The following is a 21,482-nucleotide window of genomic DNA, read 5'->3' as shown; positions in this document are numbered from 1 at the left end:
TCGGGCCAAGCTTGCGATGGGTCACGAACACGGAGGAGAACCAGCCGGTTCACCCTGCCAGCCAGCCCCGGGCCAGCCACCACTGACACTCACAGACGCTTGCGAAGACTCACGCTGACCCGGGGCTCCGCTGGCACCGGGTCACTTGAGGAAGTCGGGGACGTCCAGGTCGTCGTCGTCGAACTGCATCTGCCGGGGCTGCCGGGCAGGCGCAGGGGTGGAGGGCGTCGCGGCCGGCGCGGAGGCGGGCGGCGGGTTCGGCCTCGGTGGCGCCGTCGAGGCGGCGGGCTTGGGCTGAGCGGAGGCCTGTCCGGTGGCCGACGTGGCCGACGTGGCCGGCTTGGCGGCCGGCTGCGCCGGGCGCTGGCCGGCGATCTGCGAGGCCGCCGCCCGGGTCTCGGCCTGCGACTGCGAGGCCTGCGGCCGGCGCAGGCCGCTGCCCTCGTCGCGCCGCTTCGGCTGTCCACCGTCGAAACCGGCCGCGATCACGGTCACCCGGACCTCGTCGCCGAGGGCGTCGTCGATGGTGGCGCCGAAGATGATGTTGGCCTCCGGGTGCGCGGCCTGGGACACCAGCGCCGCGGCCTCGTTGATCTCGAACAGCCCGAGGTCGGAGCCACCGGCGATCGACAGCAGCACGCCGTGGGCGCCGTCGATCGACGCCTCCAGCAGCGGGCTGGACACCGCCGTCTCGGCCGCGGCCACCGAGCGGTCCTCGCCACGGGCCGAACCGATGCCCATCAGCGCCGAGCCGGCGTTGGCCATGACCGACTTCACGTCGGCGAAGTCGAGGTTGATCAGGCCGGGCGTGGTGATCAGGTCGGTGATGCCGGAGACACCCTGCAGCAGCACCTGGTCGGCCTGCTTGAAGGCGTCGAGCACCGACACGCTACGGTCGCTGATCGACAGCAGCCGGTCGTTGGGGATCACGATCAGGGTGTCGACCTCGTCGCGGAGCTGGGAGATGCCCTCCTCTGCGGAGTTCGCCCGGCGCCGGCCCTCGAAGGCGAACGGCCGGGTGACCACACCGATGGTCAGCGCACCCAGCGAGCGCGCGATCCGGGCGACCACGGGCGCGCCGCCGGTGCCGGTGCCGCCGCCTTCGCCGGCGGTCACGAAGACCATGTCGGCGCCCTTGATGACCTCTTCGATCTCGTCCGCGTGGTCCTCGGCGGCCTTCGCCCCCACCTCGGGGTTGGCGCCGGCGCCGAGCCCGCGGGTCAGCTCACGGCCGATGTCGAGCTTGACGTCGGCGTCGCTCATCAGGAGCGCCTGGGCGTCGGTGTTGATCGCGATGAACTCGACGCCCTTGAGCCCGACCTCGATCATCCGGTTGACGGCGTTGACGCCACCCCCGCCGATACCTACGACCTTGATGATGGCCAGGTAGTTCTGTGCTGCTGCCACGATGGCCGCCTCTCGCTGATCGCCTCGGAAATCCGGAAACTCTAACCCTTAACCTGAGGGTTATAGTTATGTCAACCTCTCATTGGCATTGACCATAAAGAACCGGCTGCCTCGAATCCGCGCGACACGCGGCAGGCCGGCCGGCGATTCGAATTTGGTGGTCAGTCTCGAGTGGTCGGCCGGCTCGGCACTCTGACGTCGTACACCGAGGCCGGCTCCTTGAGGAGTACGGCGAGCACGTCGGCCTTCTGCGCCGAGTCGTCCGCACTCCCCCACTGCACCTCGTCGCCGCCCTGCATCGACAGCGTGATCTGGTCGACGGTCCGGACCTCGACGAAGTCGACCTTGCGCGCGATCTCCGGCGGGAGCGCGCCGACGACGTGCGCCGCCTCCGACAGCGCCTCGCGGCGGGTGTCGCTGTCGGACTTGATCAGCGGCAGCGTCTTGGGAGCCTTGGCGAAGTCGCGGAAGACCACGCCGTCCTCGTCGAGTCCACGGAACCGCCCGGCCATCTCGACCACGGCCACCGCCTGCCGCTCCTCGACCCGGATCAGCACCTTGTCCGGCCAGGACCGGGAGACGTCCGCCGAGCGCACCGCGGCCATCCCCTCGACCCGGCGCTCGATCGCGCCGAGGTCGACCTGCGCGAGCGGTTCCCCGGTCTTGACGTTGGCGGCGGAGCGGACCTCGGCCGGGGTGAGCACCTGGGTCCCCTCGACCTCGACTCCCGACACCGCGAGGGTGTCGGAGAAGAACACCAGCCACACCGACACGCAGACCAGCAGCGGCAGCAGCACCACCAGCCCGATCCGGCGCCAGGCCAGCCAGCGCCGTGCCCACTGACGTCGGACGAACCGCTTCCGCGCGATCGCGATGGTGTCGTCGTCGGTGGCCTGCTGGCTGGGTGCGGGCTCAGTCGTCGACATGCCTCAGCCGCTCCAGAGTGGCCGGGCCGATCGCGGTCACCGTCCCCGCGCCCAGGGTCAGGACCAGGTCGCCCGGCCGCGCCCGCGCAACCAGCACGTCCGGTACGTCGTCGAAGCCGGGCACGAACTCCACCTGGTCCGCAGGCAGCGGCACCGCGTCGGCGACCAGCGCGCCCGTGACCTCCGGGTCGGGGTCCTCGCGCGCGAGGTAGACATCGAGTACGACGACCTCGTCGGCCGCGCCGAGCGCCTCGCCCATCTGCTTGCCGAAGATCCGGGTGCGCGAGACCAGATGGGGCTGGAAGGCGACGACCAGCCGGCCCTCCCCCGCGACCCCGCGCGCCGCCGCCAGGTCGCCGGCGATCTCGTTGGGGTGGTGCGCGTAGCTGTCGTAGACGCGCACCCCGGCCTCCTCGCCCTTCAGCTCCATCCGGCGCCGGGTGCCGGTGAACGAGCCCAGCCCCTCGGCGAGCACGTCGAACTCGTAGCCGAGCCGGAGCCCGGTGGCGAGCGCGGCCATCGCGTCCAGGACGTAGTGGCGGCCCGGGATCTGCAGGGTCACCTCGCCGAGCCGCTGGTCCCCCTGGTGAACGGTGAACGTCGAGGCGCGGCCCGCGAACCGCAGGTCGCTGGCGCGCAGGTCCGCGGCGGCGGTCTCGCCGACGCCGATCACGGTCAGCCCGCGCTCGCGCGCCACGACCGCCAGCGCGGAGGCGCCCGGGTCGTCGATGCAGCAGACCAGGAAGCCGGCCGGGTCGATCCGGCCCAGGAACTCCTCGAAGGCGGACCGGTAGGCGGCCTCGGTGCCCCAGATGTCGAGGTGGTCGGCCTCGACGTTGGTCACGATCGCGGCGTACGGCGAGTAGACCAGGAACGCGCCGTCGCTCTCGTCGGCCTCGGCCACGAACAGGTCGCCGGTGCCGTCGTGGGCGTTGCCGCCGAGCTGGGCCAGCTCGCCGCCGACGGCGTACGTCGGGTCCGCGCCGGCGTCTAGCAGCGCGATCGTCAGGAGAGAGGTGGTGGTCGTCTTGCCGTGGGTGCCGGCGACCGCGAGCACCCGGCGTCCCTGCATGACCGACTCCAGGCCGGCCGAGCGCGGCAGGATCCGCAGGCCCTGCCGGACCGCCTCGGCATACTCGGGGTTGGAGTCACGGACCGCGGTCGAGACGACCAGCGTGTCCACGTCGTGCACGTTGGCGGCGTCGTGCCCGAGGTGCACGCGGGCGCCGAGCTCGCGCAGCTTGGCCAGCGCCGGCGAGTCGTTGGCGTCGCTGCCGCTGACCGGGATGCCGCGCTCCAGCATGATCCGGGCGATCGCCGACAGGCCGGCTCCGCCGATGCCGATGAAGTGCACCCTGCCCAGCTCGGAGGCGGGCAGCAGGACGTCGGGAACCGGGATCTTCACTTGCCGGCCCCGCCCTCGGCCGCCTCGATCACGATCCGGGCCAGCTTCTCGTCGGCGTCGCGAGGGATCAGGTGGGACGCGGCGGCGCTCATCGTGGCCAGCCGGTCGGGGTCGGTCGCCAGCGCCGGCACGGTGCCGGCCACCCACTCCGGGGTGAGCGCGCCGTCGGCGACGAGCAACCCGCCGCCCGCGTCGACCACCGGGCGCGCGTTGTGCTCCTGCTCGCCGTTGCCGATAGGCAGCGGCACGAACACCGCCGGCAGCCCGACCGCGGCTGCCTCGGTGACGCTGTTCGCCCCCGCACGGCAGACCACCAGGTCGGCCGCGGCGTAGGCAAGGTCCATCCGGTCGACGTAGTTGACCACGATGTACGGCGCCCAATCCCGACCAGCACCGTCGGCCTTGTCCGGCTCGGCCGAGCCCTTCGGCCCGACCACGTGCAGCACCTGCACCCCGGCCTCACCGAGCGCACGGGCCGCGCCGGACACGGCGTTGTTGACGTTGCGGGCACCCTGCGAGCCGCCGGTGACCAGCAGCGTCGGCCGGTCGGCGTCCAGGCCGAAGAACTTCCGGGCCTCGTCGCGCAGCGCTGCCCGGTCGAGGGTGGAGATCATCCGCCTGATCGGCAGCCCGACGTACTCGGCCTTGGGCAGCTGGGTGTCCGGGAAGCTGACCGCGACCCGCGCCGCGATCCGGGCGCCGGCCTTGTTGGCGATGCCGGGAAGCGCGTTGCCCTCGTGGACGACCAGCGGCAGCTTGCGGCGGCGGGCGGCGAGGTAGGCGGGCATCGAGACGTAGCCGCCGTACCCGACCACGACGTCGGGCTTGACCCGGTCGAAGACCGCCATCGTGTCGGAGACCGCTCCCTTCAGCCGTCCGGGCACCCGGAAGAAATCGGCGTTGGGCTTGCGTGGCAGCGGAACCGGCGGGATCAGCTCCAGCGGATAGCCGGCCTCCGGGACCACCCTGGTCTCCAGCCCGCGCGGGGTGCCGAGGCAGGTCACCTCGGTGCCGGGCGCGAGCCGGACCAGTGCGTCGGCGGTGGCGAGGAGCGGCGACGTGTGGCCGGCTGTACCGCCACCCGCGAGAAGAACACGCATCGAGAACCTGTCTGTCGACTTGCTACTTGAACGGCCGGGTCGCCCCGCGAGCCGACAGGCCGGCGGAACGGCTGCGGCGCCGTGCGGCCAGGGCCGCTGCGGCCTCCGGCTCGCGGCGGGCGAACCCGACCAGCAGCCCGAGGGCGACCAGCGACGGCACCAGTGCGGAACCACCGTAGGACACCAGCGGAAGCGGGATGCCAATGACCGGCAGCAGGGCCAGCACCATGCCCACATTGATGATCATTTGTCCGAGTAGCCAGACCACGATGCCGAACGACACGTAGCGCACGAACGGGTCCGCCGTCGCGATCGCGACCCGGACCGCGGCGTACGCGATGGTGAGGAACAGGCAGACCACCAGCAGCGTGCCGGCCAGTCCGAGCTCCTCGCCGAGGACCGCGAAGATGAAGTCGGTGTGCGCCTCGGGCAGCTGACCCCACTTCTGCTGGCTGGCCCCGATGCCCTTGCCGAGCCAGCCGCCGCTGGACAGCGCGTAGAGGCCGTGGGCGGGCTGCCAGCCCGCGTAGTGGTAGTCGCGGAACGGGTCGGAGAACGTGGTCAGCCGGGCCAGCCGCTCTGGACTGGTCGAGGCCAGGAAGAGCACCACCACGCCGACCGCGCTCAGGCCGAAGACGAAGATCCGCGCCGGGATGCCGACCACCCACACCAGCCCCAGCATGATCGCGAGCAGCACCAGCGCCGTACCGAGGTCCTTGCCGGCGATGACCAGGCCCGCTGCCAGCAGCAGGCCGGGGACGACCGGGATCACGGCGTGCTTCCAGTCGTCGAGCAGCCGCTGCTTGAAGGTGTAGATGTGCCCGGCCCACAGGATGATCGCGAGCTTGGCGAACTCCGACGGCTGGATCACGACCGGCCCGAGCGCCAGCCAGTTGGTGTTGTTGTTGCGGGTCACGCCCATGAACTGGGTGAGCAGCAGCAGCACCAGCGCGAGCAGGTAGCCCGGCCAGGCCAGCGCCCGGATCGCCCGGTGCGGCAGCCGGCTGGCGAGCCACGCGCACGGGATGCCGATCAGCACCCACATCAGCTGCCGCTTCACCACGGCGTACGAGTCGCCGTCGGAGTTCTTGTAGGAGTAGACGCTGGAGGCGCTCAGGACCATGATCAGGCCGATCGTGAGCAGCAGCGCCGAGGCGCCCAGCAGCAGGTAGTACGACGTCAGCGGCCGCTCGAGCGCGCGGCGGAGGTAGCCCATCCAGGCCCGCACTCCCCCGGCGACTCCGCCAGCAGGCGAGGTCCTCGCGGTGTCTGACGTATCGGTGTCGGCGTCGACGCTCGGACGAGAGGTGGGCTTGTCGGTGATCGCCACTGACCTCTCCTCCCGTCTCGGTCTGCCCTACTCCTCGCGGGCCCTGCGTCGTACCGCGGCGGCGAAGGCCTCCCCACGCTTGCCGTAGTTGGCGAACATGTCCATCGACGCGCAGCCCGGGGCGAGCAGCACCGTGTCGCCCACGGTGGCCAGCTCTGCAGCAGCCGCCACTGCGCGCTCCATGGCCTCCTCGCCACCAGCACCGTCAGTCTCCCTGGCGTCGATGGACACCACGGGAACATCGGGCGCGTGTCGCGAAAGAGCGTCGGCGATCACATCGCGGTCCCGGCCGATGAGTACGACGCCGCGCAGCCGCCGCTTCACCGACCGGACCAGGTCGTCGAAGCGGGCGCCCTTCGCCAGCCCGCCCGCCAGCCACACGACCGAGTCGTAGGCCTCCAGTGAGGACTGCGCAGCGTGTGGGTTGGTGGCCTTGGAGTCGTTGACGTAGTCGACGCCGCCGACGTTGGCGACGTAGGCGATCCGGTGGCCGTCTGGGCGGAAGGTCTTCAGCCCGTCACGGACCGCGCGAGCCGGTACGCCGTGGGCGCGGGCGAGTGCCGCGGCGGCCAGCGCGTTGGCCACGAAGTGCGGAGCCGGCGAGGCCAGGTCGGCGATCGTGCACAGCTCGGCCGCGGAGCTCTCCCGCTCCTCGATGAACGCCCGGTCGGCGAGGATCTCCTCGACCAGGCCGACCATGCCGACGCCCGGCATGCCGAGGGTGAAGCCGACCGCGCGGGCCCCTTCGACGACGTCGGCGTCGCGGACCAGCTGCTCGGTGGTCGGGTCGGCGACGTTGTAGACGCAGGCGCGCTCGACCCCGTTGTAGATGCGGCCCTTGTCGGCGGCGTACTCGGCCATCGCGGACGGCCCGGTGTACCAGTCGAGGTGGTCCTCGGCGATGTTGAGGACGGCGGCCGCCTCGGCGCTCATCGACTGGGTGTAGTGGAGCTGGAAGCTGGACAGCTCGACCGCGAACACGTCGTACGGCTCGGGGTCCATCACCGCCTCCACGATCGGCAGCCCGACGTTGCCGACCGCGACGCTGCGCAGGCCGGCGGCGCGCAGGATCGCATCCAGCATCTGCACGGTCGTGGTCTTGCCGTTGGTGCCGGTGACCGCCAGCCAGGGAGTGTCGTGGTGTGGGTCGCGCAGCCGCCAGGCCAGCTCCACCTCACCCCAGATGGGTACGCCGCGCTCCCGGGCCTGGGCGAGCAGTGGAGCGGTCGGCTTCCAGCCGGGCGAGGTGACCAGCAGGTCGACGTCGTCGGGCAGGGTCGCGGTGGCACCAGGCCCGAGCCGCACCGTCGCGCCGAGCACCTCCAGCAGCTCGGCCTTGCCGGGCTTGTCGCCCGAGTCGGACTCGTCGAGCGCGGTGACCGTGGCGCCGATGTGGTTGAGGTTGTCGGCAGCGGCGAAGCCGGACACGCCGAACCCCGCGACCACCGCCCGGACGCCCTCCCACGAGTCGTGCCGGCCCAGGCGGTGCGGGTCAGGCATTCGCGACCCACTCGGCGTAGAAGATGCCGAGCCCGGACGCGACCGCGAGGCCGGTGATGATCCAGAACCGGATCACCACGGTGACCTGCTCCCAGCCGAGCATCTCGAAGTGGTGGTGGATCGGCGTCATCCGGAAGATCCGCTTGCCCTCGCCGGTATAGCGCCGGGTGGCCTTGAACCAGGTGACCTGCATCATCACCGCCACGGTCTCCATCACGAACAGGCCGCCGAGGATGACCAGCAGCAGCTCGGTGCGGGTCAGGATTGCGAACCCGGCCAGCGCGCCGCCCAGCGCCAGCGAGCCGGTGTCGCCCATGAAGATCCGGGCCGGGGAGGCGTTCCACCACAGGAAGCCGAAGCAGGCGCCGGTGATCGCCGCCGCCACCACCGCCAGGTCGAGCGGGTCGCGGACCTCGTAGCAGGTCGCGCCGCCGTTGTAGCCGCAGTACTGGTTGTTCTGCCAGATGTTGACCAGCGTGTAGGCGCCGAAGACCATCACAGACGAACCGGCGAGCAGTCCGTCGAGCCCGTCGGTGAGGTTGGTTGCGTTGCTGGTGCCGGTGATGATCAGCCAGAACAGCAGTACCGCGAGGAACGCCGGCAGCGCCAGCCAGGGGAAGTCGCGAATGAACGAGACGTGGGTCGACGCCGGTGTCTGGCCGCGGCTGTCCTCCAGCCACGGCGACAGCGCGAGCGCGCCGAAGCTCAGCGCGATGACGGTCTGGCCGATGATCTTGGCCCGGCTCCGCAGGCCGAGGCTGCGCTGCCGGTAGATCTTGATGAAGTCGTCGAGGAAGCCGACCAGCGCCATGCCGACGAACAGGTAGAGCAGCAGCAGAGCCGACGCGGACGGCATGTCCTGGGTGGCCAGCTTGGCGAAGAAGTAGCCGACGACCGTCGCCAGGACGATCACGGCGCCGCCCATGGTCGGCGTACCGCGCTTGGTGTGGTGGGTGGTCGGCCCGTCGGTGCGGATCTCCTGGCCGTAGCCCTTGGCGGACAGCAGGGAGATCGCGTACCTGGTCCCGAGCAGCGAGATGATCAGCGACAGACCGCCGCCGAGCAGGATCGCTCTCATGTGCTTCTCTCCTCGACTAGACCGGCTGCCACCGTCTCGAGCGCTGCCGCCCGCGACGCCTTGACGAGTACGACGTCTCCGGCGGCGACATTCTTACGTAACCACGCCAGCGCCTCGTCTCGGGTCTCGACGCGCGTCGCGACCCCCTGCCAGTCGGGTTCTGCCGCGGCGCCGTCGGCGATCGGCACGGCCGGCGGGCCGACCACGAGCAGGTGGTCGACACCGGCCGCGGCGGCCGCACGGCCGACACCGGCGTGCTCGGCGTCGCTGTCCGCACCCAGCTCCTTCATCTCGCCGAGTACGGCGACGGTGCGGGTGCCGCGCCGCTCCCCCACCACGCGCAGCGCCTCGATCGCGGCCTTCATCGAGGTCGGGTTGGCGTTGTAGGAGTCGTTGATCAGGACCACGTCGTCGCGCAGCTCGTGGATCTCCATCCGCCACCGCGACGTGGCGGTCGCCGTACTCAGGGAGGCAGCGACGTCATCCAGCGGAAGCCCGGCGGCCAGCGCCGCCGCAGCGGCCGCGGCCGCGTTGGGTACCTGGTGCTCGCCGACCAGCCGCAGCGCGACCTCGGCGGTCTGTCCGTCGTGGACCAGCGTGAACCGGGGCCGGCCCAGGTCGTCGAGGGTGGCGTCGCGCCAGCTCACCGTGGCGTCCGGCGTACCGCCGAAGGTCGAGACCCGGCCACGGGTGCGCGCGGCCATCGCCGCGGTCATCGGGTCGTCGGCGTTGATCACGGCGACGCCGTCGACCGTGAGCGCCTCGACCAGCTCGCCCTTGGCGAGCGCGATCGCCTCGCGCGAGCCGAACTCGCCGAGGTGGGCGGTGCCGACGTTGATCACCACGCTGACGTCCGGCGGGACCAGCTCGCATAGATAAGAGAGGTGGCCGATTCCTCTCGCGCCCATCTCCACCACCAGGTAGCGGGTCTCGGTCTTCGCTCGCAGCACGGTGAGTGGGACGCCGATCTCGTTGTTGAAGTTGCCGGCGGTTGCGACGGTCGGCCCGGCGGCTGCGAGCACCTGGGCGAGGTAGTCCTTGGTGCCGGTCTTGCCCTGTGAGCCGGTGATCGCGAGGACGGTGGTCCCGGTGAGCCGGTCCGCGACATACCGGGTCAGCCTGCCGAGCGCGGCGACGGTGTCCTCGGCGATGACCATGGGTACGCCGGTCGCCCGGCTGCCCAGTACGGCGGCGGCGCCGCCCGCGAACGCCTTCTCGGCGTACTCGTGGCCGTCGACGTGCTCACCGGCGATGGCCACGAACAGCCCGCCGGACTCGACCAGCCGGCTGTCGACGAAGGCCGGCGCCGAGACGACGGTCTCGGCACTGCCCGGCGGGCCGTCGACCTCTCCGCCGACGGCGGCGGCGATCTCGGCCAGGGTCAGCCCGATCATCGACCTGCCAGCCCCTCGAGCTCGGTCCGGACCACCTCGCGGTCGTCGAACGGATGTACGACGCTGCCGACCTCCTGGCCGGTCTCGTGACCCTTGCCGGCCACCAGGACGATGTCGCCGGTGCGTGCCCGGCGTACCGCCTCGCGGATCGCCAGCCGCCGGTCGCCGACCTCCAGCACCTCCGCCTTGCTGTCGGTGGTGCCGGACAGCATCGCGGCCCGGATCTCGGCCGGGTCCTCGGTGCGCGGGTTGTCGTCGGTCACCACGACCACGTCGGCCAGCCGGGCGGCGATCTCCCCCATTACCGACCGCTTGCCGCGGTCCCGGTCACCGCCGGCGCCGATCACCACGATCAGCTGTCCGTCGGTCAGCGGCCGGAGCGTGGCGAGCGCGGCTTCGACCGCGTCCGGCTTGTGGGCGTAGTCGACGACCGCGACGAAGTCCTGGCCGGCGTCGACCCGCTCCAGCCGGCCGGGTACGCCGCCGCCCGCGGCGATCGCGGCCGCGACCGGTGCCGGGTCGAAGCCGGCCTCGGCAGCCGCTGCGACGGCGGCCAGCGCGTTGGCTACGTTGAAGTCGCCGGGCAGCGGACAGCCGCCGGGCACTCGGACGCCGCCGGGACCAACCACCGTGAACGTGGCGCCGTCGGCGGCGAGTTCGACGTCTTCGACGTGCCACTCGCCGTGCGCACTCCTGGTGGAGAAGGTGCGCATCGGGATCCTCGACTCCGCCAGCAGCAGCCGGCGGCCGTACTCGTCGTCGATGTTGACCAGGCCCAGCCGGGCCCGCTCGGGCCGGAACAGCGAGGCCTTCACCTGGAAGTACTCGTCGACGTCGGTGTGGAAGTCGAGGTGGTCGCGGCCCAGGTTGGTGAAGACCGCGACATCGAAGACCACTCCGTCGACCCGGCCCAGCACCAGCGCGTGGCTGGACACCTCCATCGCGCAGGCCGCCACCTCCTGCTCGCGCATCACCGCGAACAGCCCCTGCAGGTCCGGCGCCTCCGGTGTGGTCAGCACCGTCTTTACCTCGCGCCCGCGCACGCGCGTGCCGACGGTGCCGATCACCGCGGCCGGTACGCCGGCACCGTCGAGGCCGCCTTCGAGGAGCCGGGTGGTGGTGGTCTTGCCCTGGGTGCCGGTGACCGCGATCATCCGCAGCGCGGTCGCGGGCTCGCCGTACACCCGCGCGGCCAGCCCGCCGAGGATCGCCCGCGGCGCCTCGACCACGACGACCGGGACCGCCGTGTCGGCGCTCAGTGTCTGCGCTCCCGCTGCGTCGGTCAGCACCGCGACCGCACCGGATGCGATCGCCGACGCGGCGAAGGCGGCGCCGTGGGTGCGGGCGCCGGGCAGTGCGGCGTACAGGTCGCCGGGCTGGATCCGCTGCGAGCTGAGGGAGAGTCCGGTGACCTCGACGCCCGCTGCCTCACCGTGCACGACCGGCTCGGCGCCGGCGTCCCCCGGCAGCCCAGCCAGCCACGACACCAGCTCGCCGAGCCCGACGGGGACGGGATGTTCAGGCCTGGTAGCGGCCAGGAGCGCGTCGATCACCACGCGAGGCTACAACCCGTCAGCGCGAACGCCGCATGGCCATGCGCGGACTGTCTGCGCGCCGCCGCTTGTGTCAGGCATAGGGTCGTGAACGTGATTCGTGCGGTTGTCTTTGATGTGGGCGAGTGTCTGGTGAACGAGACTCGTGAGTACGGGACGTGGGCGGACTGGCTAGGCGTTCCGCGGCATACCTTCTCGGCGGTGTTCGGGGCGGTGATTGCTCGCGGCCTCGACTACAGGGAGACCTTCCAGGTATTCCGGCCGGGTTTCGATCTCGACGAGGAACGCCGCCTCCGGGCGGATGCCGGGCAGCCGGAATGGTTCGGCGAGGACGACCTGTACCCGGACGTGAGGCCAGCTCTGCAGGAACTGAAGGATCAGGGGTACTGGGTGGGCCTTGCCGGGAACCAGACGGTGAGGGCTGGCGAGCTACTACGCGGGCTGGCCCTTCCCGTCGACATGGTCACTACCTCTGATGACTGGGGGGCGAGCAAGCCCGATCCACGATTCTTCAAGCGCCTCATCGAGGCGGTCCCCTTCGAGGAGAGTGAGATCCTGTATGTCGGCGACCGTCTAGAGAACGACGTCCGGCCAGCGTCCGAGGCCGGTATGAATACGGCGCTGATTCGCCGTGGTCCGTGGGGGGTGATCCAGGAGCACGACCCTGACGCAGACCGGGTGGCCACGGTTCGGATCCGATCGCTGAGCGACCTTCCCGGGCTCCTCCCGGCCCTGAATGATCGTCTGGCGTCAGAGGTCAGTGCCGAAGTGCGCTGAGGGTGTTCTGCCAGCCGTAGAGCCGGTCGTCGAGTCGTAGCACGTCATCTGTGCCGGCCCACGGCTGAAGCGCCGAGCGGGCCTCCAGAACCCTGCTCATCCCCGTCGCGTACCAGGTACGCCCGAGCTGATCGAGCGCACGCTCGGCATATTGACAGGCCGCTTTGGGGTCCTCGGCCGCAGCCTCCACTGCGGCCAGGTCCCCCAGGATGACAGTGAGTTGCTTGCCGTCGGCCGAAGATGCGGCAGCCACTGCTTCTGAGAGTGCGACACGCGCTTGCTGGAGGTGTCCTGCCTTGAGGTGGACGTTGCCTTTGAATGCAGCCAGGCGCATGGGCGAGAACCATGTGAACCAGTCAGGCAATGCCTGCCCGTTCTCTTCTGCGAGTAGGTCCTCGGCGTCCTTGATCAGACGGAGCGCCTCGCGGCTTTCGCCACGGATTGCGCTGCACTCGGCCTCCACGGCGTTCAGCCAGGCGAGGAACGCGGCCGGTGCTGGCTGCCTACGCGCGTATACGCGAGCGGCTCGCAGCCGGTCGGCGACCGTTGACGCGTCCTTTGTCCACCCGGGGATGAACGCGGCGTGCGCCAGGATCGCGGATCCGAGGAGGTGGTCGTCGGCTTCACCTGCTGCTTGCAACGCCTGGACGTAGGTGCGGTCGGCATCGTCGGGGCGCTCGAGATCGAAGAACGCGATGCGTCCTGCAAGGAGAAGGGACTCCGCCAACGCCGCGGCAAGGATCTGACGGTTGACTCCAGAAACCTCTTCAAGCAGTTGAGTGCCCATCCGGGTGTGCTCGACGACTACGGCGTGGAGATGGTCCGGCTGGACGCTGTCGTATAGCCGACGGTGGATGGCGGTGATCGCCGAGTAGTCGCTGCTGAGCGTGGATGGCTGGACCATGTCGCTCGATGTGGGCGTAGAGATTGTCCTGTTCGGATCAGCCGTTCGACGAAGGGAGTGATCTGACCTCCGGTCTGCCTCGGGCAGGGACCCTCCCCACGGTGGAGTGAATCCAAGCTGCTCGATCGGTCGGGACAGCACATGAACGAGAAGCTTCTGGTGATCCGATCGCGGCCAAGGCGGCGTTGCCGACTCCCACCGCCGCACCTGCCGGGCGCTGACGACAAGGTGGCCGAGGCCAAGTAACGGTCCTGCGCGAGTGAGCGCGTCGGCGAGCGCTTGCTGCGATGAGAATCCCGCATGCTGCCTCGCGGCCTTCAGGCGGACGTTGCCTGCAGGACGGGCCATCATTCCTCGATCGTTCCGCGCGGATTTAGAAGGCCTATCGTAACCCATTCAATGATCGACGACCTATAAATGTCCTCTAAACGGCCTTCTGAGGGCCTTTCAGTCGCCTTCCCTCTATCTCAGTCTGATGGCACATGCCGCCACACGCGCAGAGGAGATGTGCAGCCGATGAGCTCGGCACTGACCCAGAACGACCAGACCCGTCCGCTGCTGCTCGGCTACATCCGCGCCGATGCATCGATGAATGAGTCGGACCTCACCCAGACCGCATCCGACCTTGCGGCGTTCGCCGACGACGAGGGATACACCTTGGCGTCAATCCTGGTCGAGCGAGTTGATCAGTCCTCGATCGCCTTCGAACACATGGTCCAGCAAATGTCGGATACGGGAGCGAGGGCCCTTGTGATGCCCGGCCCGATCCTGCTCGCCTGCGCGCCATGCCGGCGCCCCACGAACCGACGGAGCGGGCGTGCCGAACCACGAGAGTCCGCGTCCGCTCCGTCGCTCCACCAACTCGGACTCACCTGTTGGGAGACAAGGAGGTGACAGACCTCGTGCTCGTCGCCGGCGGACTGGCAGTGGTTGCCGTCTGGATGGTCGCCGAGTTCTTCACACACACCCATGTCGACGGCCGCCGACGCTCATCAGTTCGACGCACTCCAACCCGAACCGCACCCGTCACTGAACCAGCCACACACAAACTGTCGGCGAAGTCCCCTAACCTCCGGTAAGACCGGATTTCGCCTGATTGTCACAGGAGGCTACAGAAATGCCTGCAATGCTTGAGCGCGTCCCGACCCTGTCGCACAGGATCCACCAAGAACCCGCCGGTCCAAAGATCACCCGGCCGTTTGGCCTCGATGCGCTCACCAACCCGGTGACCATCGACAACCGCCGCCCGCTCATCACCGTGGACCCAGCTACCCAGCTGTCTGTCGTCGATGGACAGCTGGTGGTCGAGAACCCGACTATGGCTAACACCTCATGCACCACCGAGTCCGACGGCGCGGATGCAATCGCACTCGACACTGACACCAACGACGATTGATGCCCACTACCCCAGCGATGAGCGCGCGTGGCGAGACTGCGCCGCGCGTGCTCGTCGTCACCTACGCGCTGGACCCAACCGCGGACTACGTCTTGCGCGAGCTCAACGCGCGCGGAGTGCCCTTCTGGCGAACCGATCTCGCCGACTTCCCGACCCGCAGCATCCTGCGCGCCGAGCTGCGGTCCGATGGTCAGCGGTCCGATGGTCAGCGGTCCCGCTGGGCTGGGGGATGGCATGACAGGTCGCGGGGCGTCGACTTCTCAGCGCTTCGGGCGGTGTGGTGGCGCAAACCCACACCGCACGAGTTTGCCGAAACCATGAGCGGCCCGGAGCTCCAGTTCGCCGCTACCCAGGCCAAGCAGGCGATGACGGTGCTGGGGTCGCTGCCCGGCGTCTTGTGGGTGAACCGGCCACAGGCCAACGCGGACTGCACCAAGCCTGTCCAGCTGGCCGCCGCCGTTGAAGCCGGCCTGCCGGTGCCGGAGACGCTGATCACTAACGACCCCGCCGAGGTCGCCGCGTTCGCGGAGCGCTGCGGTGGACGGATCGTCACCAAGGTGCTCGGCGGCATCGTGCACACCGAGAACGGCAAACGTGGCCAGCTCTACACGCGACGCGTGCCGGCCGAGCAATGGGACGATTCACGAATCGCGTTGACCGCGCACCTGTTCCAGCGCGAGATCACTGACAAGGCGTACGAGATCCGGGTGACCGTGGTGGACGAGCAGCAGTTTCCAGTGGCGATCCGCCCCACCCACACGCTCGCCGACGGTGAGCCCCAGCTGGACTGGCGCCAGAACTCCAAGTCGTTTACCCATAGCGCTACCACGCTGCCCGGCAACCTCCAGTACGGCATCCGCCAGATGATGGACCGCCTCGGGCTGGTCTTCGCCGCCCTCGACTTCATCGTCGACCAGAAGGGCGCGCACCACCTGGTCGACGTGAACCCCGGCGGTCAGTGGGCATGGATCGAGACGACCCGCGACGCCATCAGTTACGCCATCGCCGACCTCCTCGAAAAGGGCCAAGCAGGATGACGCCGCAGCACATGGACGACGGCCTCAGCGCCGAGGCCGCCTCAGCGCGCGTGCGGCTTGTGCAGGGGCTCGCAGACGCCGGCGCCCTGACCGATCCGGCCTGGCGGTCCGCGTTCGTGCACGTTCCCCGGGACGCCTTTGTGCCGTACTTCTATGACCACGCCGGCAGCCTGATCAGCCGCGATGACCCGGAAACGGCCGCGGAGTGGTTCACCGCCGTGCACGAGAACCGCGCCCTGGTCACCCATCGGACCAACGGCGCCGCCACCTCGTCCACGTCGCAGCCGTCGGTCATGGCGGTCATGCTCGAGGCCCTAGCCGCGGAGGACGGCATGACCGTGCTAGAGATCGGTACCGGCACCGGCTACAACGCCGCGCTCCTCGCGCACCGCCTCGGCGACGTCCACGTCGTCACCATCGACCTGACCACCGACATCACCGCCGCCGCCCGCGACCGGCTCGCCGCCACCGGACGCAGCCCGCTGGTCGTCACAGGCGACGGCGCGGCCGGATACCCCGAACGAGCCCCCTACGACCGGATCATCGCCACCTGCCGACTCCGCACCATCCCGCCCGCCCTGACCGAGCAGCTCACCGACAGCGGCCTCATTGTGACCCCCCTCGGCAACGCCCTGGCCCGCATCCACCGCACCGGTCTGGCGACCGCCGAAGGCCGCTTCCTTCCCGACGGCGCGTTCTTCATGCCGCTGCGCCACCCGGGCGAGGCAAGCCTCCCTTCCCGGCCACAGCTCCCGACCAAACCAGGCCGACCATCCACGCTCCCCGCAACTGCCCTCGCCGACAACTCGTTCCGGTTCCTGGCCAGCATCGTGGAGCCAGATCTGACCTGGCAGTACGACCTCGGCGACGATCAGCAGATCAGCGGGGCTCGCGTGTGGAGCACGGACGGATCGATTGCCCATCTCCATACCGACACCAGCGTCAGCGAGACCGGCCCACGGCCGCTGTGGCGCAACCTCGAGGACGCCCACACCTTCTACCAGGAGGCCGGCGAACCCAGCCCCGATCGGTACGGCGTCACCATCGAGGGCCAGATGCAGCGGGTATGGTTCAACGATCCCGACGGGCCGAGCTGGACCCTGCACCCGTAACCCCTCCAGGGGATCGAAGACGGCCAAGAGTGTCGGCGGTGCGGGCTAGGTTGGGGCGCGTGAACCGAACCGACCGGCTGTACGCCATCGTCGAGGAGCTGCGTGCCGCCAGTCCGCGCCCGGTCAGCGTTCCGACGCTGAGCCGGCGGTTCGAGGTGTCCACCAGGACCATCGAGCGCGACATCCAGGCGCTGCTGCAGTCCGGCCTGCCGGTGTACGCCGAGAGCGGCCGGCGCGGCGGCTACGTCCTGGACAAGCGGCACTCGCTGCCGCCGGTCAACTTCACCGCCCAGGAGGCGGCCGCCGTGGCGGCGGCGCTGGCCGGCTCGTCCGGACCGTTCGCCGCGGCCACCCGCGGTGCGCTGCTGAAGATCCAGAACGCGATGTCGCCTCCGCAACGGGCCCGGCTGGACGAGCTGACCGACCGGATCCGCTTCTTCCCGCAGTCGGCGACCGACGTACCGCAGGTGATCCAGGACGCGCTGGTCGACGGCGAGGTGCTGGCGCTGGAGTACGTCGACCGCTTCGACCAGCCGAGCACCCGGCTGGTCGAGCCGGTCGCCTTCGTCCGGTTCGCCGGCCACTGGCACCTCGGTGGCTGGTGCCGGCTGCGGGAGGGGCCGCGGGTGTTCCGGCTGGACCGGATCCGCGAGGCGCGGCCGACCGGCGAGGTCGCGCCACCACGCCGCTACGCCGAGGTTTTCGCCGACGCTCCCGAGACGTTCACGCCCAACATCGCGTGAGCGTCGAAAGCCGCCCGGAAACACCGACATAGGGCTGTCGCCGCGCGGTTCGAGAGTGGTCTCACCCGATCAATCCAGAGAAGGAGACCACCATGACCACGATCGGCTGGTTCGAGGTCGGCACCGCCGACGCAGCAGAGTCCCGCAGGTTCTACGGCGAGCTGTTCGGGTGGCGGATCGCCCCCGACGAGCAGTCGCCGGTGCCGTACGACCTGTTCTACGCCGACGGCGAGAACGCGGTCGGCGGCCTCGCCGACACCGGCGGGGAGCTGCCGAGCTACGCGATCTTCTACGTCGAGGTGCCCGACGCGGAGGCTGCCGCCGAGCGCGCCGAGTCGCTCGGCGGCAAGATCCTGGTGCCGCCGCAGTCCACGCCGCAGGGCCACCGGTTCGCGCACATCCTCGACCCGCACGGCAACCACCTGGGCGTGATCACCAGCCCGAAGGGCTGAGCCCGGATCTGCCGGTGGCCTGCCGGTGGCCTGGTCAGCGACGGGTCCAGGTCACCGGCAGGTCGGGTGCCTTGGTGCCGGTCGGCGGCACGGAGTAGCGGCGCAGCGCATGCTGCATGATCGTGGAGAACGCCGGCCCGGCCAGCGAGCCGCCACCGCCGGCCACGCCGGGCTTGCGGAGCACGACGTACACCGTGAACCTCGGGTCGTCGGCCGGCGCGAAGCCCGCGAAGGAGACGTCGAAGGCGTCCTGCTCGTAGCAGCCGCATTCCGGGTTCACCCGCTGGGCGGTGCCGGTCTTGCCCGCCACCCGGTAGTCGGGGACCGCCGCCTTGGGCGCGGTGCCGTCCTCCGGGTCGACCACCTTCTCCATCATCTGCGCGGTCTGCCGGGCGGCCTTCTCGCTGAGCACCCGCTCCGGGCTCGCGACGTCGGTGCCTACCTGCTCACCCTGGTCGGTGACGGCCGAGCCGCGGACCAGGCTCGGCGACACCCGCACCCCGCCGTTCGCGACGGTGTTGATCGCGGCGGCCATCTGCAGTGCGTTGACCGAGACGCCCTGGCCAAACGCGATCGTGTCCTGGTTGATCTGCGACCAGGTGTCGGGGTCGGAGAGCATACCGGCGGTCTCGCCGCGGACGCCGACCTTGGTGCGCTGGCCGAAGCCGAACTTGTCGAGGTAGCCGTGCAGCTCGGCCGGCTCGAACTGGTCGGCGGCCAGCACGGTGCCGATATTCGACGACTTGGCGAGGACGCCGGTCAGCGTCAGCTTCTCGTTGCCGTGGTCCCAGTGGTCGTGGATGACGCGGTCCTGGCGCGGCAGCTCCGGCGGCACCAGGATCTTGGTCCACGGCGTCACCTTGCCGGCGTCCAGCAATGCCGCCAGGGTCAGCACCTTCTCGACCGAGCCGGGCTCGTAGACGTCGCTCATCGCCCGCGACCCGAGGTTGCTTTTGTCCTCGCGGCGGAGCGGGCCGTTGGCGTCGAAGGTCGGGTCGTCGGCCAGCGCCAGCACCTCGCCGGTGCGCGTGTCCATCACCACCGCCATCCCGGACTCGGCCCGGGCGTTCAGCACGGTCTGCCGCAGCACCCGCTGCACGAACCACTGCAGGTCGAGGTCGATGGTCAGCTTGAGGTCCTTGCCGTCGACCGGCTTGACGGTCTGGTTGTCGCCGAGCGGGATCCGGTTGCCGCCGCCGACCTCGTAGCGCGCCGAGCCGTCCTTGCCGGCCAGGATCTTGTCGAAGGTCAGCTCCATGCCACCCAGCGGCTCGCCGTCGGTGCCCATGTAGCCGAGCAGGTTGGCGGCCACGTCGCGGGTGTAGTCGCGCAGCGGGTCGCGCTCGGTCGCCAGGCCCTTGTAGCCGGCCTCGGTCAGCCGCTCCACCGCGTTCAGCGCCTGGGTCGCCGGCACCCGGCGGGCGATGTACTGGAACCGGGTGTCGGGCTTGCTCAGCGCCTTCAGCGTCGTGAAGTAGTCGAGGCCGAGCTCGTTTGCCAGCTCCTTGGCGAGGTACGGCGCGTGCTCGGTGGTCAGCTTCGGGTCGGCGACAATCATCAGCCCGTCCACCGACTCCGCGAGCGGCTCGCCGTCACGGTCGAGGATCGCGCCACGGTCCGCGGGCAGGGTGATGCTGACGACGCCCTCGGCGGCCGCCATCGCGGCGTACGACTTCGGGTCGAGGCCCTGCAGCTGCACCAGCCGTGCCCCGTAGATCGACAGCACGATCGCGATCGCCACGAACCCGAACCGCAGCCGAAACAGCGCGGAGCCCCCGCGTGGTGGACTCACCGACCGCTCCGCTGCTGTCGGTTGCCCTGCTGGTTGCCCTGCTGATTGCCCTGCTGCCCGTCGCCCTGCTGGTTCTGCTGCTGGTTGTTCTGCTGGTGCTGCCGATTCTTCGCGGGCGGCGCCTTGACCGGCGGTGGGTCAAGCGCCGCCGGCTTGTCCGGTGCGGGCGGCTGGATCCGGGTGCCACTGTCGGGAGGCGCGGGCACGGCCTTGCCGACCACCTTGTCCTCACCGAGCATCAGGAACGCGGTGCCGGCCGACTCCACCATCCCGAGCGAGCGTGCCTTCTCCGCCACCGCCTGCGGGTCGCGGAGCCGGTCCAGCTCCAGCTGCAGCGTCTGCTCCCGCGCGGACAGGTTGGTCGCCTGGCCCTCGAGCGCGGTCGCCGCGAAGGAGGCCTGCTGCATCGAGGTGTTGAACAGCAGCAGCCCGACCACGCCGCCGACCAGCAGCAGCGTCACCAGCGTCACGAACGGAACCCGCGCCGCCCGGGTCTGCTGCCGCGGTACGACGCTGAGCCGGGCGCGCTGGACCGCTGCCTCGGCGAGGCGCGGGACTCGATTGCGGAACTGGACGGCTCTTGCTTCGCTCATCTGCTCGCTCCTCTCCTCGCTGCTGGCCGGGGCCGGATCCGCTCGATCGCGCGCAGGCGGACCGACGCCGCGCGCGGATTGTCGGCGATCTCGTGCTGGTCCGCCTTCTCGGCGCCGCGCGTCACCAGGCGCAGCGCCGGCTCGTGGCCCTCCGGGACGAACGGCAGGTCGTCGGGTACGTCGGTCTTCGTCGCAGCCGTGAACGCCTGCTTGACGATCCGGTCCTCCAGAGAGTGGTAGGACTCCACGACCACCCGGCCACCGACGCCGATCGCGTCGATCGCGGCCGGCACCGCCCGACGCAGCACGCTGAGCTCGTCGTTGACCTCGATCCGGAGCGCCTGGAAGGTCCGCTTGGCAGGGTGGCCGCCGGTACGGCGCGCCGGGGCCGGGATCTCGGCGTACAGCAGCTCGACCAGGCGAGCCGACGTGGTGAACGGCGCCTTCTCCCGCTCCCGCACGATCGCCCGCGCGATCTTCATGGCGAACTTCTCCTCGCCGTACTCGCGCAGGATCCGAGCCAGGTCGCCGACCGGGTAGCCGTTGAGGACGTCGGCTGCGGTGGGGCCCTCGGTGTCGTTCATCCGCATGTCGAGCGGCGCGTCCTCGGCGTACGCGAAGCCGCGCTCGCGCACGTCCAGCTGCATCGAAGAGACGCCGAGGTCGAACAGCACCGCGCCGACCTGGTCGAGGCCGAGCCCCGCAAGCACGTCGGGGATCTCGTCGTACACGGCGTGGACGCCGGTGAACCGGTCGCCATAGGTGGCGAGCCGGTCACCGGCTAGCTGTAGGGCGTTGCGGTCGCGGTCGATGCCAACCACCCGCGCCTCCGGGCAGGCGGTCAGGATTCCCTCGCTGTGGCCGCCGAGGCCGAGCGTGGCGTCGACCAGGACCGCGCCGGGCTCGGCGAGAGCGGGCGCGACGAGGGTGACGACCCGGTCGAGAAGCACCGGGACGTGCCGTGGGGCGGTCATCGCTCGCCC

20 protein-coding genes are annotated in these 21,482 nt (G+C 70.3%); 7 read left to right on the top strand and 13 right to left on the bottom strand.

Features of this window, described 5'->3' with window-relative positions:
• Positions 1 to 141: 141 nt before the first annotated feature.
• The 9 genes from ftsZ to DDV73_RS04495 form a co-directional block, all read right to left on the bottom strand.
• Positions 142 to 1,410 (bottom strand): cell division protein FtsZ, encoded by a 1,269-nt coding sequence (ftsZ, locus tag DDV73_RS04535; RefSeq protein WP_240617119.1) that lies wholly within the window; start codon positions 1,408 to 1,410, stop codon positions 142 to 144.
• A 158-nt stretch (positions 1,411 to 1,568) separates the two neighbouring features.
• On the bottom strand, positions 1,569 to 2,333 hold the full coding sequence (locus tag DDV73_RS04530) for a cell division protein FtsQ/DivIB (RefSeq protein WP_109506055.1): 765 nt from the start codon (positions 2,331 to 2,333) through the stop codon (positions 1,569 to 1,571).
• Positions 2,320 to 3,738 carry a UDP-N-acetylmuramate--L-alanine ligase gene (gene murC, locus DDV73_RS04525; protein WP_109506054.1) on the bottom strand — a complete coding sequence of 473 codons (1,419 nt, stop codon included), beginning with the start codon at positions 3,736 to 3,738 and terminating at the stop codon, positions 2,320 to 2,322. The genes DDV73_RS04530 and murC overlap by 14 nt, the downstream gene beginning before the upstream one ends.
• A complete protein-coding gene (gene murG / locus DDV73_RS04520; RefSeq protein ID WP_109506053.1) occupies positions 3,735 to 4,838 on the bottom strand; it encodes an undecaprenyldiphospho-muramoylpentapeptide beta-N-acetylglucosaminyltransferase in 1,104 nt (367 codons plus the stop codon). The genes murC and murG overlap by 4 nt, the downstream gene beginning before the upstream one ends.
• Positions 4,839 to 4,860: 22 nt before the next feature.
• Complete coding sequence (gene ftsW, locus DDV73_RS04515) at positions 4,861 to 6,168, bottom strand: putative lipid II flippase FtsW (protein ID WP_240617116.1); 1,308 nt, start codon at positions 6,166 to 6,168, stop codon at positions 4,861 to 4,863.
• Between the two features lie 27 nt (positions 6,169 to 6,195).
• Positions 6,196 to 7,668, bottom strand: a complete 1,473-nt coding sequence (gene murD, locus DDV73_RS04510; protein WP_109506052.1) for a UDP-N-acetylmuramoyl-L-alanine--D-glutamate ligase — start codon at positions 7,666 to 7,668, stop codon at positions 6,196 to 6,198.
• Complete coding sequence (gene mraY, locus DDV73_RS04505) at positions 7,661 to 8,746, bottom strand: phospho-N-acetylmuramoyl-pentapeptide-transferase (protein WP_109506051.1); 1,086 nt, start codon at positions 8,744 to 8,746, stop codon at positions 7,661 to 7,663. The genes murD and mraY overlap by 8 nt, the downstream gene beginning before the upstream one ends.
• Positions 8,743 to 10,140 (bottom strand): UDP-N-acetylmuramoyl-tripeptide--D-alanyl-D-alanine ligase, encoded by a 1,398-nt coding sequence (locus DDV73_RS04500; protein ID WP_109506050.1) that lies wholly within the window; start codon positions 10,138 to 10,140, stop codon positions 8,743 to 8,745. Before DDV73_RS04500 ends, mraY begins: the two co-directional genes overlap by 4 nt.
• Complete coding sequence (locus DDV73_RS04495; protein WP_476703540.1) at positions 10,137 to 11,693, bottom strand: UDP-N-acetylmuramoyl-L-alanyl-D-glutamate--2,6-diaminopimelate ligase; 1,557 nt, start codon at positions 11,691 to 11,693, stop codon at positions 10,137 to 10,139. Before DDV73_RS04495 ends, DDV73_RS04500 begins: the two co-directional genes overlap by 4 nt.
• A gap of 87 nt (positions 11,694 to 11,780) precedes the next feature.
• Between DDV73_RS04495 and DDV73_RS04490 the strand changes: the two genes are divergently transcribed.
• Positions 11,781 to 12,470 (top strand): HAD family hydrolase, encoded by a 690-nt coding sequence (locus DDV73_RS04490; protein ID WP_240617115.1) that lies wholly within the window; start codon positions 11,781 to 11,783, stop codon positions 12,468 to 12,470.
• On the opposite strand, the gene DDV73_RS04485 is transcribed toward DDV73_RS04490, so the two are convergent.
• Positions 12,451 to 13,374 (bottom strand): NsdA family TPR-like regulatory protein, encoded by a 924-nt coding sequence (locus tag DDV73_RS04485; protein WP_206050713.1) that lies wholly within the window; start codon positions 13,372 to 13,374, stop codon positions 12,451 to 12,453. The genes DDV73_RS04490 and DDV73_RS04485 overlap by 20 nt on opposite strands.
• Before the next feature lie 516 nt (positions 13,375 to 13,890).
• Between DDV73_RS04485 and DDV73_RS04480 the strand changes: the two genes are divergently transcribed.
• From DDV73_RS04480 to DDV73_RS04455, 6 genes are all read left to right on the top strand, one after another.
• A complete protein-coding gene (locus tag DDV73_RS04480) occupies positions 13,891 to 14,268 on the top strand; it encodes a hypothetical protein (RefSeq protein ID WP_109506048.1) in 378 nt (125 codons plus the stop codon).
• Positions 14,269 to 14,491: 223 nt separating this feature from the next.
• Entirely contained in the window at positions 14,492 to 14,770 is a 279-nt protein-coding gene (locus tag DDV73_RS04475; RefSeq protein WP_154402609.1) for a hypothetical protein, read from the top strand.
• Entirely contained in the window at positions 14,770 to 15,807 is a 1,038-nt protein-coding gene (locus tag DDV73_RS04470; RefSeq protein ID WP_154402608.1) for an MvdC/MvdD family ATP grasp protein, read from the top strand. Before DDV73_RS04475 ends, DDV73_RS04470 begins: the two co-directional genes overlap by 1 nt.
• Positions 15,804 to 16,919, top strand: a complete 1,116-nt coding sequence (locus DDV73_RS04465) for a methyltransferase domain-containing protein (RefSeq protein ID WP_206050712.1) — start codon at positions 15,804 to 15,806, stop codon at positions 16,917 to 16,919. The genes DDV73_RS04470 and DDV73_RS04465 overlap by 4 nt, the downstream gene beginning before the upstream one ends.
• Positions 16,920 to 16,978: 59 nt before the next feature.
• Positions 16,979 to 17,662 (top strand): helix-turn-helix transcriptional regulator, encoded by a 684-nt coding sequence (locus DDV73_RS04460; RefSeq protein WP_109506044.1) that lies wholly within the window; start codon positions 16,979 to 16,981, stop codon positions 17,660 to 17,662.
• 92 nt (positions 17,663 to 17,754) lie between these two features.
• Positions 17,755 to 18,114, top strand: a complete 360-nt coding sequence (locus DDV73_RS04455) for a VOC family protein (RefSeq protein WP_109506043.1) — start codon at positions 17,755 to 17,757, stop codon at positions 18,112 to 18,114.
• 34 nt (positions 18,115 to 18,148) lie between these two features.
• Here DDV73_RS04455 and DDV73_RS04450 read toward each other — a convergent pair whose 3' ends face one another.
• Genes DDV73_RS04450 through rsmH form a run of 3 tightly spaced genes read right to left on the bottom strand, consistent with a single transcriptional unit; the run spans position 18,149 to position 21,473 of the window.
• Complete coding sequence (locus DDV73_RS04450) at positions 18,149 to 19,906, bottom strand: peptidoglycan D,D-transpeptidase FtsI family protein (RefSeq protein WP_240617114.1); 1,758 nt, start codon at positions 19,904 to 19,906, stop codon at positions 18,149 to 18,151.
• Entirely contained in the window at positions 19,903 to 20,499 is a 597-nt protein-coding gene (gene ftsL / locus DDV73_RS04445) for a cell division protein FtsL (protein ID WP_109506042.1), read from the bottom strand. Before ftsL ends, DDV73_RS04450 begins: the two co-directional genes overlap by 4 nt.
• Complete coding sequence (gene rsmH / locus DDV73_RS04440) at positions 20,496 to 21,473, bottom strand: 16S rRNA (cytosine(1402)-N(4))-methyltransferase RsmH (protein ID WP_109506041.1); 978 nt, start codon at positions 21,471 to 21,473, stop codon at positions 20,496 to 20,498. The genes ftsL and rsmH overlap by 4 nt, the downstream gene beginning before the upstream one ends.
• Positions 21,474 to 21,482: the final 9 nt, after the last annotated feature.

This window comes from Nocardioides speluncae (genome assembly GCF_003121585.1).
Lineage (GTDB): Bacteria > Actinomycetota > Actinomycetes > Propionibacteriales > Nocardioidaceae > Nocardioides > Nocardioides speluncae.
This window is presented reverse-complemented; position numbering and strand designations above follow the sequence as displayed.